13 protein-coding genes are annotated in these 16,585 nt (G+C 72.8%); 10 read left to right on the top strand and 3 right to left on the bottom strand.

What is annotated here, in order from left to right:
• Window positions 1–203 precede the first annotated feature (203 nt).
• The 3 genes from ACIBJE_RS13940 (at window position 204) to ACIBJE_RS13930 (ending at window position 5,321) form a co-directional block, all read left to right on the top strand.
• Entirely contained in the window at window positions 204–3,989 is a 3,786-nt protein-coding gene (locus ACIBJE_RS13940; protein ID WP_396747940.1) for a multifunctional oxoglutarate decarboxylase/oxoglutarate dehydrogenase thiamine pyrophosphate-binding subunit/dihydrolipoyllysine-residue succinyltransferase subunit, read from the top strand.
• Window positions 3,990–4,062: 73 nt separating this feature from the next.
• The gene (locus ACIBJE_RS13935) at window positions 4,063–4,242 is read left to right on the top strand and encodes a DUF6104 family protein (protein WP_088982274.1); all 180 of its coding nucleotides are present in this window, start codon (window positions 4,063–4,065) and stop codon (window positions 4,240–4,242) included.
• Between the two features lie 35 nt (window positions 4,243–4,277).
• On the top strand, window positions 4,278–5,321 hold the full coding sequence (locus ACIBJE_RS13930; protein WP_396747935.1) for a glycoside hydrolase family 6 protein: 1,044 nt from the start codon (window positions 4,278–4,280) through the stop codon (window positions 5,319–5,321).
• 50 nt (window positions 5,322–5,371) lie between these two features.
• On the opposite strand, the gene ACIBJE_RS13925 is transcribed toward ACIBJE_RS13930, so the two are convergent.
• On the bottom strand, window positions 5,372–7,507 hold the full coding sequence (locus tag ACIBJE_RS13925) for a bifunctional polysaccharide deacetylase/glycosyltransferase family 2 protein (RefSeq protein WP_396747932.1): 2,136 nt from the start codon (window positions 7,505–7,507) through the stop codon (window positions 5,372–5,374).
• A gap of 189 nt (window positions 7,508–7,696) precedes the next feature.
• Between ACIBJE_RS13925 and ACIBJE_RS13920 the strand changes: the two genes are divergently transcribed.
• The 3 genes from ACIBJE_RS13920 to ACIBJE_RS13910 all read left to right on the top strand — a co-directional run bounded on the left by ACIBJE_RS13920 (window position 7,697) and on the right by ACIBJE_RS13910 (window position 11,500).
• Entirely contained in the window at window positions 7,697–8,083 is a 387-nt protein-coding gene (locus ACIBJE_RS13920) for a GTPase (protein ID WP_396747929.1), read from the top strand.
• A gap of 229 nt (window positions 8,084–8,312) precedes the next feature.
• On the top strand, window positions 8,313–10,385 hold the full coding sequence (pta, locus tag ACIBJE_RS13915; RefSeq protein ID WP_396747926.1) for a phosphate acetyltransferase: 2,073 nt from the start codon (window positions 8,313–8,315) through the stop codon (window positions 10,383–10,385).
• On the top strand, window positions 10,382–11,500 hold the full coding sequence (locus tag ACIBJE_RS13910; RefSeq protein WP_396747923.1) for an acetate/propionate family kinase: 1,119 nt from the start codon (window positions 10,382–10,384) through the stop codon (window positions 11,498–11,500). The genes pta and ACIBJE_RS13910 overlap by 4 nt, the downstream gene beginning before the upstream one ends.
• A gap of 48 nt (window positions 11,501–11,548) precedes the next feature.
• Here ACIBJE_RS13910 and ACIBJE_RS13905 read toward each other — a convergent pair whose 3' ends face one another.
• On the bottom strand, window positions 11,549–11,731 hold the full coding sequence (locus ACIBJE_RS13905) for a hypothetical protein (protein ID WP_396747920.1): 183 nt from the start codon (window positions 11,729–11,731) through the stop codon (window positions 11,549–11,551).
• A 143-nt stretch (window positions 11,732–11,874) separates the two neighbouring features.
• Here ACIBJE_RS13905 and ACIBJE_RS13900 point away from each other — a divergent pair, with 143 nt between their 5' ends.
• Window positions 11,875–12,768 (top strand): alpha/beta hydrolase family protein, encoded by an 894-nt coding sequence (locus ACIBJE_RS13900; RefSeq protein ID WP_396747918.1) that lies wholly within the window; start codon window positions 11,875–11,877, stop codon window positions 12,766–12,768.
• Window positions 12,769–12,808: 40 nt separating this feature from the next.
• Window positions 12,809–13,777: an alpha/beta hydrolase family protein gene (locus ACIBJE_RS13895; protein WP_396747915.1), complete on the top strand. Its 969-nt coding sequence runs from the start codon at window positions 12,809–12,811 to the stop codon at window positions 13,775–13,777.
• A gap of 121 nt (window positions 13,778–13,898) precedes the next feature.
• Here ACIBJE_RS13895 and ACIBJE_RS13890 read toward each other — a convergent pair whose 3' ends face one another.
• Window positions 13,899–14,861, bottom strand: a complete 963-nt coding sequence (locus ACIBJE_RS13890) for a zinc-binding dehydrogenase (RefSeq protein WP_396747912.1) — start codon at window positions 14,859–14,861, stop codon at window positions 13,899–13,901.
• 172 nt (window positions 14,862–15,033) lie between these two features.
• Between ACIBJE_RS13890 and ACIBJE_RS13885 the strand changes: the two genes are divergently transcribed.
• The gene (locus tag ACIBJE_RS13885) at window positions 15,034–15,573 is read left to right on the top strand and encodes a hypothetical protein (protein ID WP_396747909.1); all 540 of its coding nucleotides are present in this window, start codon (window positions 15,034–15,036) and stop codon (window positions 15,571–15,573) included.
• 16 nt (window positions 15,574–15,589) lie between these two features.
• A complete protein-coding gene (locus ACIBJE_RS13880; protein WP_396747906.1) occupies window positions 15,590–16,576 on the top strand; it encodes a hypothetical protein in 987 nt (328 codons plus the stop codon).
• Window positions 16,577–16,585 lie beyond the last annotated feature (9 nt).

Genomic DNA, 16,585 nt, shown 5'->3' with positions numbered 1-16,585 from the left:
ACGATCCCCTTAGCAGGAGGCGACGGCGTACCCGGCGGTTGGTGAATTTCTGGCGTCTTCTGTGAAACGTGACACGGGCCGGAGGCGGAAATGCCTCCGGCCCGCGCACGGCGTAGCCTGGGAGCCGTCTGTCCGCTCCCCCCGGGGACTGCCCGCGGACGTCGCGAGACACACAACCCGCGTGAAAGAGGCGATTACCGGCCGTGTCGACCCAGCAGACTTCGCAGGAGAACCCACTGGCGGGTTTCGGCCCGAACGAGTGGATCGTCGAGGAGATGTACCAGCGCTACCTCGCCGACCCCAACAGCGTCGATTCGGCCTGGCACGACTTCTTTGCCGACTACCGGCCCGGTCCGGGCGCCGGTAGCCCGGTGACGGCGCCGAAGAAGGCACCCCCCGCCGCCGCGACGGAGCCGGCCGGGCAGCAGGAGCCCGCCGCGAGCGTGACCCGCACCGACGGTGACCGCCCGGCCGCCGGGCAGCCGGACAACGGCCGGACGGCCGCGCCCCAGGCGAAGCCCGCGGCCAAGCCGGCCGCCACCGCACCCACCAAGACGGCTCCGGCCAAGGCCGCCCCGGAGAAGGCCGCCCCGGCCAAGCCGGCCGCCAAGGCCGCCGCCCAGCCGGCGCCGAGCGGCCCCCGCACCACCCCGCTGCGTGGCGTGGCCGCACGCATCGTCCAGAACATGGACGCCTCGCTGAACGTGCCGACCGCGACGAGCGTCCGGGCCGTGCCGGCGAAGCTCCTGGTGGACAACCGCATCGTGATCAACAATCACCTGGCCCGGGGCCGGGGTGGCAAGGTCAGCTTCACCCACCTGATCGGGTACGCGATGGTCCGAGCGCTGGTCCAGCACCCGGAGATGAACAACTCCTTCGCCGAGATCGACGGCAAGCCGGCGATGGTCACGCCGGAGCACGTCAACCTCGGCATCGCGATCGACCTGACCAAGCCGGACGGCACCCGCAACCTGGTGGTCCCCTCCATCAAGGCCTGCGAGCAGATGGACTTCCGGCAGTTCTGGCAGGCGTACGAGGACGTGGTCCGGCGCGCCCGCCGCAACGAGCTGACCATGGACGACTACTCGGGCACCACGATCTCGCTGACCAACCCGGGTGGCATCGGCACGGTGCACTCGATCCCGCGGCTGATGCAGGGGCAGAGCGCGATCATCGGCGTCGGCGCGATGGAGTACCCGGCGCCGTACCAGGGCATGAGCGAGGCCACCCTGGCCGAGCTGGCGGTCAGCAAGGTCATCTCGCTGACCAGCACGTACGACCACCGGATCATCCAGGGCGCGCAGTCCGGCGAGTTCCTCAAGGTCATGCACGAGCTGCTCCTCGGCGAGCACGGCTTCTACGACCAGATCTTCACCTCGCTGCGCATCCCGTACGAGCCGGTGCGCTGGATGCGCGACGTCGCGGTCAACAACGAGGGCCAGATCAACAAGACCGCCCGGGTGCACGAGCTGATCCACGCGTACCGGGTGCGCGGCCACCTGATGGCCGACACCGACCCGCTCGAGTTCAAGATCCGCAAGCACCCGGACCTGGACGTGCTCCAGCACGGGCTGACCCTGTGGGACCTGGACCGCCAGTTCCCGGTCAACGGTTTCGCGGGCAAGAAGCGGATGAAGCTGCGCGAGATCCTCGGTGTGCTGCGCGACTCGTACTGCCGCCGGATCGGCATCGAGTACATGCACATCCAGGACCCGGAGGAGCGGCGCTGGATCCAGGAGCGGATCGAGCGCCAGTACGAGAAGCCCACCGCCGACGAGCAGAAGCACGTGCTCAACCGGCTGAACGCGGCCGAGGCGTTCGAGACCTTCCTCCAGACCAAGTACGTCGGGCAGAAGCGCTTCTCGCTGGAGGGCGGCGAGTCGCTGATCCCGCTCCTCGGCGAGGTGCTGGAGTCCTCCGCCGAGGCGGGGCTGGACGAGGTCGTCATCGGCATGGCCCACCGGGGCCGGCTCAACGTGCTGGCCAACGTCGTCGGCAAGCCGTACGAGAAGATCTTCTCGGAGTTCGAGGGGCACCTCGACCCGCGCTCGACCCAGGGCTCCGGTGACGTCAAGTACCACCTCGGCCAGAACGGCAAGTTCAGCACTCCGGACGGCGCGCACCAGGTCAAGGTCTCGGTGGTGGCGAACCCGTCGCACCTGGAGGCGGTCGACCCGGTGCTGGAGGGCATCGTCCGGGCCAAGCAGGACCGGATCGACCTGAAGCTGGAGGGGTACACCGTGCTGCCGCTGGCGGTGCACGGTGACGCCGCCTTCGCCGGCCAGGGTGTGGTCGCCGAGACGCTCAACCTCTCCCAGCTGCGCGGCTACCGCACCGGCGGCACCGTGCACGTGGTGGTCAACAACCAGGTCGGCTTCACCACCGCCCCGGAGTACTCGCGGTCCAGCCTGTACAGCACCGACGTGGCCCGGATGATCCAGGCGCCGATCTTCCACGTCAACGGCGACGACCCCGAGGCCGTGGTCCGGGTCGCCCGGCTGGCCTTCGAGTACCGCCAGGCGTTCAACAAGGACGTCGTCATCGACATGGTCTGCTACCGACGGCGCGGGCACAACGAGGGCGACGACCCCTCGATGTCCAACCCCCAGATGTACAAGATCATTGACTCGAAGCGCTCGGTGCGGAAGCTCTACACCGAGGAGCTGATCGGTCGGGGCGACATCACCGTGGAGGACGCGGAGGAGCTGCTCCGCGACTACCAGGCCCAGCTGGAGCGGGTCTTCAAGGCCACCCGGGACGCCGCGTCGGCCCCGAAGCAGCACGCCCGGCCGCGCCGCGAGGACGAGCCGGAGCCGCAGGTGGAGACCGCCACCAGCGCCGAGGTCGTCAAGGCGGTCGGGGACGCGCACGTCAACCTCCCCGAGGGATTCACCCCGCACAAGCGGATCCAGCAACTGCTCGACCGGCGGGCGAAGATGTCCGTCGAGGGCGGCATCGACTGGGGCTTCGGCGAGATCATCGCCTTCGGCACGCTGCTGCACGACGGGGTCACCGTCCGGCTCGCCGGTCAGGACTCCCGCCGGGGCACCTTCGTGCAGCGGCACGCGGCGGTGGTCGACGCGAAGACCGGCGACGACTACCTCCCGCTGAAGTCGCTCACCGCCGACGGCGAGCGCTCCCGGTTCTTCGTGCACGACTCGCTGCTCAGCGAGTACGCCGCGATGGGCTTCGAGTACGGCTACTCGGTGGAGAATGTCAACGCGCTGGTCTGCTGGGAGGCCCAGTTCGGTGACTTCGTCAACGGCGCCCAGTCGGTGATCGACGAGTTCGTCTCCTCCGGCGAGGTGAAGTGGGGCCAGCGCTCCGCGGTCACGCTGCTGCTGCCGCACGGCCACGAGGGCCAGGGACCGGACCACACCTCCGGCCGCCCCGAGCGGTTCCTCCAGATGTGCGCCGAGGACAACATGCGGGTGGCCATCCCGACCACCCCGGCGAACTACTTCCACCTGCTGCGTCGCCAGGCGCTGTCGCCGAAGCGCAAGCCGCTGGTGGTCTTCACGCCGAAGTCGCTGCTGCGGCACAAGCTCTGCGTCTCGCAGGTGGAGGAGTTCACTTCGGGCACCTTCCAGCCGGTGCTGCGCGACGGTGCCGCGCCGGCGCCGGAGCAGGTGAAGCGGGTGCTGCTCTGCTCGGGCAAGGTCTACTACGACCTGTTCCAGGCCCGCGCGGACCGGGGCGTGACGGACACCGCGATCATCCGGATCGAGCAGCTCTACCCGCTGCCGGTGGAGGAGATCCGGGCGGCCCTGGCCGAGTACCCGAACGCCGAGGACTTCGCCTGGGTGCAGGAGGAGCCGGCCAACCAGGGCGGCTGGAGCTTCGTCGCGCTCAACCTGCTGGAGCATCTGGACGGCGTCCGGCTGCGCCGGATCTCCCGGCCGGCCGCGGCGGCCCCGGCCGTCGGCTCGGCGAAGATGCACGACGTCGAGCAGACCGCGCTCATCGAAGCGGCCCTGCCCCGTCCCTGAGCCCGTCCCGCGCTGGGGCAGCGCCCGCCGACACCGGCCGGGCCTGCCCCAGCGGCATGTCGAGGAGAGCATCGTGTACTTCACCGACCGTGGCATCGAGGAACTGGTCCAGCGGCGCGGAGAGGAGTCCGTGTCGGTCGAGTGGCTGGGCGAGCGGCTGCGTGACTTCGTCGACCTGAACCCGGAGTTCGAGACGCCGATCGAGCGGTTCGCCACCTGGCTGGCCCGGCTCGACGACGAGGACGACGACTAGTTTTCCCAGCTGGGGCGCCAGGTAGCGTGACGGCCGTGCCCAACAGGTTCCTCCCGGACCGGACCAGCCGCACCGTCCTGCTGGCCGGGATCGCGCTCGCCGTGTTCCTGGCCGGCTGCGCGGACGGGTCGACGGACGGGCGGACGCCCCCCGGAGCCGCCCCGACCTCCTCGGCCGCGCCACCGCCCCCGGTCTTCTACGTCGACCCGCACAGCGCGGCGGCCGAGCAGGTGGCCCGGTGGGAGCGGACGCACCGGAGCGGCGACGCCGCGATGCTCCGCGGGATCAGCGCCCGGCCGACCGCCCGGTGGCTGGTCGACGGCACCGCGCCGGTCACCGACCAGGTGGAGGACTTCCTGGCCGGTGCGGCCCTCGCCGGGCAGATGCCGATCCTGGTCACCCACAATCTGCCGCAGCGCGACTGCGGCCGGCAGGGCTTCGGGGGCGCCGGGACGGCCGGGGCGTACCAGACGTGGATCCGGGAGCTGGCCGGCGGCGTCCGGGGGCGGCCGGTCACCGTGATCCTCGAACCGGGCGCGGTCCCGGACGCCGTCGACGGGTGCGTGGCCGACGTCGAGGGACGGCTCGCGCTGCTACGGGACGCGGTCACGGTGCTCAAGAGCACCGGCAGCGCCCTGGTCTACCTGGACGCGGGGCACCCGGGCTGGGTCAGGGACGGCGCGAAGCTGGCGGCGGCCCTGACCCGGGCCGGGATCGCCGACGCCGACGGCTTCGCCCTGAACGTCGCCAACTTCGTCGGCACTCCGGAGAACCTGCGGTACGGCCACCGGCTCTCCGACGCGCTGGGCGGAACGACGACCTTCGTGATCGACACCAGCCGCAACGGCAACGGCCCGTACCCGGCCCCGACGGTGGCGGGCGCGCCGAGCTGGTGCAACCCGCCCGGGCGGGCCCTCGGCGCGGAGCCCACCACCGAGACCGGCCTCGACCGGGTCGACGCCCTGCTCTGGGTCAAGTACCCGGGCGAGTCCGACGGTTCCTGCCGCCCCGGCGAGCCGGAGACCGGCGTCTGGTGGCCCGAGTACGCCCTCGGGCTCGCCGCACGCGCCGGCGGCTGACCCGTCGCGCGCAGTAGTCGGCCTGGCCGGGGCCGCCGCCGGTGACCGCGCTACCTCCGGCCGGCTGCGGGGAGCACCGGTCGGCCGGGCTGACCGGGGCCGGCGGCGTCGAGTCCGGTGCGGCGCAGCTTCTGCCAGCCGAGCCGACCACCGGTCAGCGCGGTGATCACGGACTGGACCAGTACCAGGTACATCAGCTGGCGGTAGACGAACTGCTGCAACGGCAGCACCCAGAGGACCCCGAGCTTCTCCCGGTCCAGGCGGAACGCCACGATCGCGGTGAGGAACTGCAGGCCGAGCATCGCCAGCCAGGCCAGCGCCGTCTCGGTCCGGTCCAGGAAGACCAGGCCGTACAGGGCGAGCAGGTCGATGACCGGGGCGGTCAGCGGCAGCACGACCCCGAACATGGTCAGGAACGCCAGACAGCGTCGACTGAACCGGCCGGAGGCCCCCCGGTCGAACACCGAGCGGCGGTGCTTCCACATCGCCTGCATGGTGCCGTAGCTCCACCGGTAGCGCTGCTTCCACAACTGCCCGAGACTGGTCGGCGCCTCTGTCCAGGCGCGGGCGCTCTCCTCGTACACGACCTTCCAGCCGGCCCGGCCGAGGGCCATGGTGATGTCGGTGTCCTCGGCGAGCGTCTCGTCGGTCATCCCGCCCGCGTACGCCAGCGCCTGCCGACGGAAGCCGCCGATCGCGCCCGGGACGGTGGGCATGCACCGCAACGTCTCGTAGAGGCGACGGTCGAGGTTGAAGCCGATGACGTACTCGATGTGCTGCCACTTGGCGATCATGCTCCGCCGGTTGCCCACCTTGACGTTGCCGGCGACCGCGCCCACCTGCGGGTCGGCGAAGGGCTGAACCAGGCGGCGGACCGCGTCGGGCTCGAAGATGGTGTCCCCGTCCACCATGACGATCAGGTCGTACCGGGCCAGCGCGACGCCGGTGTTGAGCGCGCTCGGCTTGCCGCCGTTCGGCTTGCGGACCACCCGTACGTTCGGCAGGCCGAGAGCGGCCACGATGTCGGCGGTGCCATCGGTGGACCCGTCGTCGACCACGACCACCTCGATGCCGCCGGGGTGGTCACCCGAGGCGAGCGAGCGGACCGCCGCCGCGATCCCCTCCTTCTCGTTGTAGGCGGGCACGATCACCGAGACCGGTTCGGTGACCGGCGGACCCCAGGACCAGTCCCGGCGGCGTCGGCGGCGGGCGTGCCACAGGGCCAGCAGGAACAGCAGCACGGTACGTCCGATGGTGAGCACGCCGACGACGACGAAGAGCACGTTGAAGACCAGGAACGTGGTGTCCGCGGCCCGCACCGCCCGGATCAGCACGGCGCCCCGCCACTGCTCCCCCGGTGACGCGCTCGTCGGGCCGGGCCCGCCGTCGGTGGCCCCGGCCTCGGCGAGGGCCAGGTCCAGCCCGCCGCTGACCGTCGTGAAGCGGTATCCCCGCTCCTTCATCATCGGGATGAAACGGTCCAGCGCCTCGACGGTCTGGGAGCGGTCACCGCCGGAGTCGTGCCAGAGGGTGACCGCCCCGGCGTAACCGGCCGGGGTGGAGTTGGCGATCATCGAGTCCGGGCCGCGCCGCTCCCAGTCACGGCTGTCGAGGTCGTTGACCACGGTCAGGTATCCCAGCTCACCGGCCTGTTGCAGCAGCGGCCAGTCCCGGTCGAGGAAGGCGTCCGCCCGCGAGGAGTACGGGAAGCGCAGCAGGTTGGTGCGGATCCCGGTGGCGCCGGCGATGGCGAGCTGGGTCTGGGTGTACTCCATCCGGCGCTGCCAGCCGGGCAGGTCGACGAGGTGGGGGTGGGTGAAGGTGTGCACGCCGAGTTCGTGCCCCCCGTCCGCCAGTGCGCGGACCAGTTCGGGGTGCCGGACGACCTGGTTGCCGAGGACGAAGAACGTCCCGGGCACCTGGTGGCGTTCCAGCACCCGCATCACCTCGGGCGTCCACCGCTCGTCCGGGCCGTCGTCGAAGGTGAGCACCATGGTGCGTGGCGGCAGGCGGTACGACTGCGGGCGGCCGGAGGTGGTGTTGACGATCGGCCCGCCGCTGAGCAACTCCTCGGGGACCTCGTCCTGCCCGCCACCGGTGGTGACCTCCGCCCGGTAGTCGGGGACGAACGAGCCGTTGGCGTACGCCTGCACGAACAGGATGCCGCCGAGGAGGACGAAGACCATCGCGAAGACGGTCCAGCTCGGTCGCGGCACGTAGCGCCGGACCCGGTTCGCCGGACCGGCGAGCGGGAGCGGACGGGCGTGCCGGGGTGCCCGAGTCCGGTCGGCCGGGGGACCGGGCGGGCGCTGGGGAGGGTGGCTCACCGGGGCACGACCACTTCGACCGACGCGATCGGGTCCTGCGGGGACGGCGTGGACGGGGGTACGGCCGGCGACGGGCTGGTCACCGGCGGCGTGGGCGATGTCGTCCGCGTCGGTGTGTCCTCCGGCCGGCCGCTGTTCGGGCTCTCCGGTGACGGGCTCGGCGAGGGGCTGGTCGAGGTCGGCGTGGCGGAGGGTGTCGCGGAGGGCGAGGCGGACCGGGGTGCCGTCGAGCGACGGGGCGGCGTGGTGGTGGGCGCGGAGGAGGATCCGACGGCGGGCGTGGGCTCGGCTGCGGGCTCGACCGCCGGAGGCGGCTGCCACCGCCGGGTCGTCGGCTCGACGAACGGGATGATGGTCTCCGGTCGGACCGGCCCGCCAGCGAAGCTGACCCCCACCAGGGCGGTGTACGCCACCCCGGCCAGTCCCAGGGCGTAGGCGGTACGGCGGAGCCACCGCCGTCGGCGACCGCTGGGGTCGACGAAAATTGGGGATTGTTCCGGAGCAACAGGGATAATCTCGGTAGGGCCCTCCACCCCGGCGAGTCAACCACGCGCAAGCCCCGCATCCCCGCTCGTGTGTCCCGTCTGACATGGGAAAACGTGGCGGCGGGGCCACCCGGGCCGGTGGCCGGGCGGGGTTCACCCCGACCTAGTAGGTTGACCGCGTGGCCCGCAGCGTCTATCTCACCAGCGTGGGTTCCGGCGGAGGAAAGTCGACGATCGCGCTCGGTCTCGCCGAGTTGCTCTCCCGACAGGTCGAGCGGATCGGCGTGTTCCGGCCGCTGGTCTCCGGAGTCCGGCCGGATCCCATCCTTGCCCTGCTCAGCGACCGCTACCGGGTGGACGTCAGCTCGGCCGAGCCGGCCGGGGCCACCTACGCCGAGGCAAGGGCACTGGTCGGCGAAGGACGGCGGGAGGAACTCGTCTCCCGGATCGTCCAGCGGTACCGGGAGATCGAGCGGGGCTGCCCGGCGATGGTCGTCGTCGGCAGCGACTTCGCCGACTCCGGCGACGGAGCGGCCCCCCGTGAGCTGGCCTTCAACGCCCGGCTGGCGACCGAGTTCGGCAGCGTCGTGGTGCCCGTGGTGGACGGCTTCGGGCAGGAGCCGGAGGCGGTCGCGGCGGCGGCACGCGGGGCGTACCACGACCTGGTGGACCTCGGGGCGACGGTGCTGGCGGTGATCGCCAACCGGGTTTCCGGGATGATGCCCATGCCCGACCTGCCGGTGCCCGCGTACGCGATCCCGGAGGTGCCGACCGTGTCGGCGCCGACGGTGGCCGAGGTGGCGGCGGCGCTCGGCGCCACCCTGCTCGCCGGGGACGACGCCGCGCTCGGCCGGGACGTGCTCGACTACGTGGTCGGCGCGGCGCACGTGCCGACCCTGTTGGAGCACCTGACCGACGGCTGCCTGATGATCACACCCGGGGATCGGGACGACCTGCTGGTGGCGGCGAGCGCCGCGCACGTGGCCGGTCAGGTCTCGGTGGCCGGGCTGGTGCTCACCCTCGGCGAGCGGCCCGATCCCCGGGCGATGCGGCTGGTCGAGCGCATGAACACCGGCCTGGCGGTGCTGTCGGTGCCGACCGACAGCTACGACACCATCTCCGCGTCGAACCGGATCGAGGGGCGCCCCAGCCCGGCGAACCCGCGCAAGGTGGAGGCCGCGCTCGGCGCGTTCGAGTCCCACGTGGACACCGTCGACCTCGCCCGCCGGCTGGAGGTCAGCCGGTCCGCGCGGGTCACGCCGCTGATGTTCGAGTACGACCTGATCGACCGGGCCCGCGCGCGGCAGCGGCGGCTGGTGCTGCCCGAGGGGTCCGAGGAGCGGATCCTGCGGGCGGCCGAGATCCTGCTCCGGCGGGGCGTGGCCGCGCTGACCCTGCTGGGCCGCCCCGACGACATCGCCCGGCGCACCCGGGAACTGGGCATCGACATCGGCGACGCCGAAGTGGTCGACCCGGCCACCAGCGGGTGGCGGGACGAGTTCGCCGAGCGCTACGCCGACCTGCGCCGGCACCGGGGCATGACGGCCGAGCTGGCCCACGACCTCGTGGCACAGCCGAACTACTTCGGCACGATGATGGTGCAGACCGGGCATGCCGACGGCATGGTCTCCGGGGCGACGCACACCACGGCGGCCACGATCCGCCCGGCCTTCGAGATCATCCGTACCGTGCCGGGGCTCTCGGTGGCCTCCAGCGTCTTCTTCATGCTCCTGGCCGACCGGGTGCTGGTCTACGGCGACTGCGCGGTCAACCCCGACCCGGACGCCGCCCAGCTCGCCGACATCGCGATCTCCTCGGCCGACACCGCCGCCCGGTTCGGCATCGACCCCCGGGTCGCCATGCTCTCCTACTCCACCGGCAGTTCGGGCTTCGGCGCGGACGTGGAGAAGGTCGCGGCGGCCACGAAGCTGGTCCGCCAGCGCCGGCCGGACCTGCTGGTGGAGGGGCCGATCCAGTACGACGCGGCGATCGACCCCCGGGTGGCGGCCACCAAGCTGCCGGAGAGCCCGGTGGCCGGACGGGCCACGGTCTTCGTCTTCCCGGACCTGAACACCGGCAACAACACGTACAAGGCGGTGCAGCGCTCGGCCGGCGCGGTCGCGGTCGGCCCGGTGATGCAGGGCCTCCGCCGGCCGGTCAACGACCTGTCCCGGGGCGCCACCGTCGCCGACATCGTCAACACGGTGGCGATCACCGCCATCCAGGCCGCCGGCAGCGGGGAGTCGTCGTGAGTCGGGTGCTGGTGCTCAACTGCGGGTCGTCGTCGGTGAAGTACCGCCTCTACGACGGGGACACCGTGCGGGATCGGGGCACCGTCGAGCGGATCGGCGAGCCCGGCGGCGGCCCGGCGGACCACTCCGGCGCGGTCCGGGAGATCCTCGCCGGGCTGGACCTGACCGGGCTGGTCGCAGTCGGGCACCGGGTGGTGCACGGCGGGCAGCGCTTCACCGAGCCGGTGCGGATCGACGACGGGGTGCTCGCCGCGATCCGCGACCTGTTCCCGCTCGCGCCGCTGCACAACCCGGCGAACCTGGCCGGCATCGAGGTGACCCGTGACCTGCTGCCGGACACCCCACAGGTCGCGGTCTTCGACACCGCGTTCCATCACACCCTGCCCGAGGCCGCCGCGACCTACGCCGTCGACCAGGAGACCGCCCGGCGGTACGGCGTCCGCCGGTACGGCTTCCACGGCACCTCGCACGCGTACGTCTCCCGGCGCACCGCCGAACTGCTCGGCCGGGCGTACGGGGAGACCAACACGATCACGCTGCACCTGGGGAACGGGGCGAGCGCCTGCGCGGTGGCCGGTGGACGCAGCGTCGCCACCTCGATGGGGATGTCGCCGCTGGAGGGGCTGGTGATGGGCACCCGCAGCGGTGACCTCGACCCGGCGATCCTCTTCCACCTGCACCGCGAGGGCGGTCTCGGCGTGGACGAACTCGACGACCTGCTCAACCACCGCAGCGGGCTGCTCGGGTTGTCCGGGGCCAACGACATGCGGGAGGTGCTGGCCCGCCGCGCCGACGGCGACTCGGGGGCGACGCTCGCCTTCGACGTCTACTGCCGACGGATCACCGGCTACGTGGGGGCGTACTACGCCCTGCTCGGGCGGGTCGACGCGGTCACCTTCACCGCCGGGGTGGGCGAGCACGCCGCGCCGGTCCGCGCCGCCGCGCTGGCCGGGCTGGATCGGCTGGGGATCAGCGTCGACCCGACCCGCAACGCCACCGGCGACGGGGACCGGATCGTCTCCCCGGAGGGGTCCGAGGTCGCGGTCTGCGTGGTCGGCACCGACGAGGAACGGGAGATCGCGCGGGCCGCCCGCACGGTGGTCACCGCCGGCTGAACGCACCGTGGGCGGCGGTCCGGCCGGTGGGCGGCTGGGCCCGGCCGGTCAGCCCAGTGCGATCCAGAACGCCAGGGCGAGCAGCACCGAGGCCACCACCACCGCGCTGATCAACGACGGCTTCGACGACTGCGACACCGGCGGGCCGATCTGGCCGGCCAGCTCCGGAGCGGGCACGAAGGCACGATACGACTCGATGGTCCCACCCGGGTCGACGGAGTCGTCAGCCATGCCGACGAGGGTAGCGAAGCCACGCAACCCGGGCGGGACGAACGGTCCGGCCGCCGACCGGGTCGGCCGGACCGACCGGCTGGTGGGCGTACCCGGTCCGGACGGTGGGAGCGCGCCACCCCGCCGCCACCTACCGTCGTTCCATGAAGCTGACGCGCCTGCTCGCCGTGCTGCTGACGGCGCTGCTGGCCGGGTGCGGCACGGCCACCGCCGCTCCGGGCGGGACGTCGGCACCCCGCCCGGTCCCCCGGGAGGCCTACGCCGTCGCCATGCGGACGCTCACCGTCGAACCCCGGTCGGCCCGCCCGCTGTCGGTGACCGTCTGGTATCCGGCGACCGGCCGGTCGGTCGCGTCGGGCCGGTTCCCCGTGGTGCTGTACAGCCACGGGCTGCGCAGCGTGCCCGCGCTGCACGCCGCGCTGACCACCCGGTGGGCGGCGGCGGGCTTCGTGGTGGCCGCGCCGACCTACCCGAACACCAACCTCCGCTCGCTCCGGTTCGACCGGGCCGACGTGCGCAACCAGCCGGCGGACGCCTGGCGGGTGATCCGCCACCTGATCCGGTTGGACGGCACCCGCGGCGATCTGTTCGCCGGTCACCTGGACACCGGCCGGGTCGCCGCCGCCGGGCACTCGGCCGGGGGGTTCACCACCGCCGGCATGTTCGCCTCGGGCCACTCGGCCCGACTGCGCGCGGGCGTCATCATCGCCGGGGGCGGCATGGCGGGCAGCTTCGCCGGGCCGCCGGCCGCCCTGCTCTTCGTGCACGGTGGAGCCGACCAGGTCGTGCCGTGGCACGTCGGTCGGGCCGGATACGACCGCTCCGACTGGCCCCGGGCCTTCCTCACCCTGCCCGGCCAGGGGCACGGCGAGTACCTGACCCCCGGCCGCCCCGGGTTCGCACAGGTCCTCGCCGCCACCACCGACCTGCTGCGCTGGCGACTCTACGAGGATCCGACGGCCGGACGGCGGATCGCGGCCGGCGCGCGGCTGCCCGAGGTGACCGCCTTCGAGGACCGGCTCGGCGTCCCCCGCTGAGCGGTCCGGCCGGTCCCGGCCGCGAGGCACAATCGAGGGCATGCCCCGTCGCCGTACCCCCGCGCTCGTCGCCGTCACGCTGCTCACCGCAGGGCTGGCCGCGTGCTCGGCGGACGCCGCCCCGGCCACCTGGTCCCCGGCGGCCGAACCGTCGGCGACCGCCACGCCCGCGCCCGGGATCCCGCGCGGGCAGGCGCCGGAGCAGACGTTCGCGGTCGGCGTACGCCAGCTGACGCTGAACCGGGACGGCGACCGGCCCCTGCCGGTGACCCTCTGGTATCCGGCCCGGGGTGCGGCGGGCGGGGCGGCCGAACGGTCGGCCCCGGCTGCCGGGGGCCGCTTCCCGGTGGTCGTGTTCAGCCACGGCCTGGGCGGCCGGCCCGCCGACTACGCCGCCCTGCTCACCCGGTGGGCGGCGGCGGGTTTCGTGGTGGCCGCGCCGACCTTCCCGAACACCAGCCGGGGAGCCGCCCCGGTCAACCCGCTCGACGTGCTGAACCAGCCGGCCGACGTGTCGTACGTGCTCACCGAGGTGCTGCGGTTGGACGAGCGGGCCGACGACCCACTGCGCGGGCGGCTGGCCACCGACCGGGTGGCCGCCGCCGGGCACTCCGCCGGCGGGGTGACCACCATCGGCCTGTTCACCCTGGGGCGGGACGAGCGGCTCGACGCCGGGGTGGTCCTCGCCGGCACCGCGCTCGGCGTGGGCAGCACGTTCGCCGGCACCGCCGCCCCGCAGCTCTTCGTGCACGGCGAACTCGACGAGGTGGTCGACTACTCCTCCGGCCGGGCCGCCTACGACCGGGTTCCCTGGCCCAAGGCGATGCTGAGCCTGCCCCGGGGCGACCACGGGCAGGCGCTGCTCTCCGACGGCGCGTCCCTGCGGGTCGTCTCGGACACCACCGTCGAGTTCCTGCGCTGGAGCCTCTACGGCGACGAGGCGGCCCGGGACCGGCTGCCGGCGGACGCGGCCCGGGGCGGTCTCGCCACCCTCGACGACCGCCTCTGAGCGCCCCTCGGCAACCGCCTCTGAGCCGTCGGCACGCGTGCGCGCCGACGGTGACACTAGGGAAGCGCGCCGCCGCCGGAGGACGCCCCGCGACCGTCGTCGGGGCGGGGCGCCGCCGGGGTCAGCGGGTGTGGTCGACGACCACCTTGCCGAAGACGTCACCGGAGTGCAGCCGGGCGAACGCCTCGGTCACCTGGCTGAACGGGTGCACGCTGTCGACCACCGGCCGCACCCCGTGCTCGGCGCAGAAGGCGAGCAACTGCGCCATGTCGTCCCGGGTGCCCATCGAGGTGCCGAGGATCTGCAACTGCATGGCGAAGATCCGGCGGAGGTTGACCTTCGGCTCGTGCCCGGCGGTCGCACCGGAGACGACGATCCGGGCCATCGGCGCGGCCGACTTCAGCGAGTGGTCGAAGGTGGCCGCGCCGACCGTCTCGATGACCACGTCGACCCGCTCCGGCAGCCGGGCTCCCGGCTGCACGGCGGTCGCACCCAGCGCGGCGATCCGCTCTCGCTTGGCCGCGTCCCGGCTGGTGGCGTAGACCCGCTTGCCCATCGCCAGGGCGAGCGCCACGGCCGCGGTGGCGACCCCGCCACCGGCGCCCTGGACGAGCACCGCGTCACCCTCGTCGACCCGCCCGACGGGCCGGAGCATCCGCCATGCGGTGAGCCAGGCGGTGGGCAGACAGGCGGCGTCGGTGGTGGAGAGCCCGGCGGGCAGCGCCAGCAGGTTCGACCGGGGAACGGCCACCCGCTCAGCGAGGGTGCCCTGGGCGTGCTCGGAGAGGAGGGAGATGCCGCGCGGGTCTCGCGGGTCGGCGATCACCGGGTAGACGACGACCTCGTTGCCGTCGGGGTCGACGCCCACCGCGTCGCAGCCGAGGGTCATCGGCAGGCGGGCCTCGCCCAGGCCGACGCCGCGCAGCGACCAGAGGTCGTGGTGGTTGAGCGAGCTGGCCAGCACCCGGACGGTCACCCAGTCGTCGTCCCAGTGGGTCGGTTCGGGCTGCTCTCCCACGGTGAGCGCGGCGAGCGGGTCGGCGTCGTCGAATCGGGAGGCGAAGGCGGCACGCATGGTCGGCACGGTAACAAGGATGACGATGGCGCGCAGCCCCCGCCACGTGACGCTCGGCAACCGGCCCGGAAAGCCGGACGGGCGGCGCGGGGGTGAATTCTCGGTTTCACCGGCGTCTACGGATATGCGGCCCTAAATTACTTCTGTCCGTTTCATTCCGTTACCAAAGATGGGATCTTTCGTGAGGGCAAAACTCCTGGCTGCCGGCCTGGCCGGTGCCACGCTGGCCATCGGGCTCGCCTCCCCGGCGTTGGCCGAGGACACCATCGTCACCCTGACCGTCGCGGCCGAGGACGGTCTCGCGATCACCGTTCCGGCGACGGCGAACATCGGTGCCGGAAATCCCGGCGACACCGTCTCGGGGCAGATCGGGCCGGTGACCGTGGCAGACCAGCGGGCCGCCCTGAACGCGAGTTGGAACGCCACGGTCATCGCCACCGACTTCACCACCGGTGGTGGCACCCCGGCAGAGACGATCCCCAACATCAACGTCCTCTACTGGTCCGGCGGCGCCACCGCCACCACCGGCAACGGCACCTTCACCCCTGGCCAGCCGGGCCCCGGTGACGCACAGATCATCAACGTGCCGAGGACGGCGTTCTCCCTCACCGGCGGCAACGGCGACAACTCCGCCACCTGGAACCCGACCCTCGTGGTCAACATCCCCGGCACCGCCGTTGCCGGGGTCTACACGGGCACGGTGACCCACACTGTCCTGTGACCGACTCCGGCGGCTGATGATGCTGGCGTCCGTCGCCGTCGTGGCGTTCACGGTGCCCGCATCGCCAGCCGCCGCCCGCCTCGGATCCCCGCACCGGGTCGGGGACGACGCGACCATCAGCATCCGGATGCTGGACATCCCGGCCGCCCGGGTGAAGGACCCGCGCGCACGGGCGTACATCGTGGACCACCTCAAACCGGGTGCCACCATCCACCGCCGTGTCGAGATCCAGAACTCGTCCCCCGAGCGGCAGCACATCGAGCTGTACGCGGCGGGCGCGACCGTCCGGGAGAACGTCTTCACCGCCTCCGACGGTCGCGGCGGCAACGAGCTGAGCAGTTGGGTCCGCACCGAGGTGCCCGGCGTCGACCTGCCGCCCGGCGCCAAGAGAGCGGTCAGGGTCACCATCAGCGTGCCGGAGTCCGCGTCGCGGGGCGAACGGTACGCGGCCCTCCTCGCCCAGGTCACCAAGCCACCGACCGACGGCAGCAACATCGGCCAGATCCGCCGGGTGGGCGTCCGGATCTACCTTGACGTCGGCCCCGGCGGCGAGCCGCCCACGGACTTCCGCATCGACGGACTCGCCGCCGGCCAAGGCCCGGGGGAATGGCCCGTGGTCACCGCGCGGGTGCACAACACCGGTCAGCGGGCCCTGGACATGAACGGAACCCTCTCCCTGTCCCGCGAGTCCGGCACCGCCAGGCTCGGCCCCTTCACCGTCACGACGGGCGTCACGATCCTCCCGGGCCAGGCCGGCCAGGTCAGCGCGGAGGTGACCGAACCCGTCTCCCCCGGCCGGTGGACCGCCCGACTGGTGCTGACCAGTGGGACGGTGGAACGCGAGGCGGAGGGGACACTGACCTTTCCCGTCCCGGTCGAAGCCACCACGGCGGAACCCTCCGGGCGAACCGGGCTCGCGTTACCCGTCGGCGTCGGAGCGGTGCTCACCGTCGCCGGCACGCTCCTCGCCCGGTACCTGATCCGCCGCAGGCGCGCCACCTGATCCGGGGCG

Source organism: Micromonospora sp. NPDC050187 (genome assembly GCF_044459745.1).
Taxonomy (GTDB): Bacteria; Actinomycetota; Actinomycetes; order Mycobacteriales; family Micromonosporaceae; genus Micromonospora.
This window is presented reverse-complemented; position numbering and strand designations above follow the sequence as displayed.

Excerpts from the sequence above, each read along its gene's own strand:
- ACIBJE_RS13925 (WP_396747932.1), bottom strand. The coding sequence starts at position 7,507 with ATGGTCTTCGTCCTCCTCGGCGGCATCCTGTTCGTGCAGGCGTACGCC.
- ACIBJE_RS13905 (WP_396747920.1), bottom strand. The coding sequence starts at position 11,731 with ATGGCTGACGACTCCGTCGACCCGGGTGGGACCATCGAGTCGTATCGT.
- ACIBJE_RS13900 (WP_396747918.1), top strand. The coding sequence starts at position 11,875 with ATGAAGCTGACGCGCCTGCTCGCCGTGCTGCTGACGGCGCTGCTGGCC.
- ACIBJE_RS13895 (WP_396747915.1), top strand. The coding sequence starts at position 12,809 with ATGCCCCGTCGCCGTACCCCCGCGCTCGTCGCCGTCACGCTGCTCACC.
- ACIBJE_RS13880 (WP_396747906.1), top strand. The coding sequence starts at position 15,590 with ATGATGCTGGCGTCCGTCGCCGTCGTGGCGTTCACGGTGCCCGCATCG.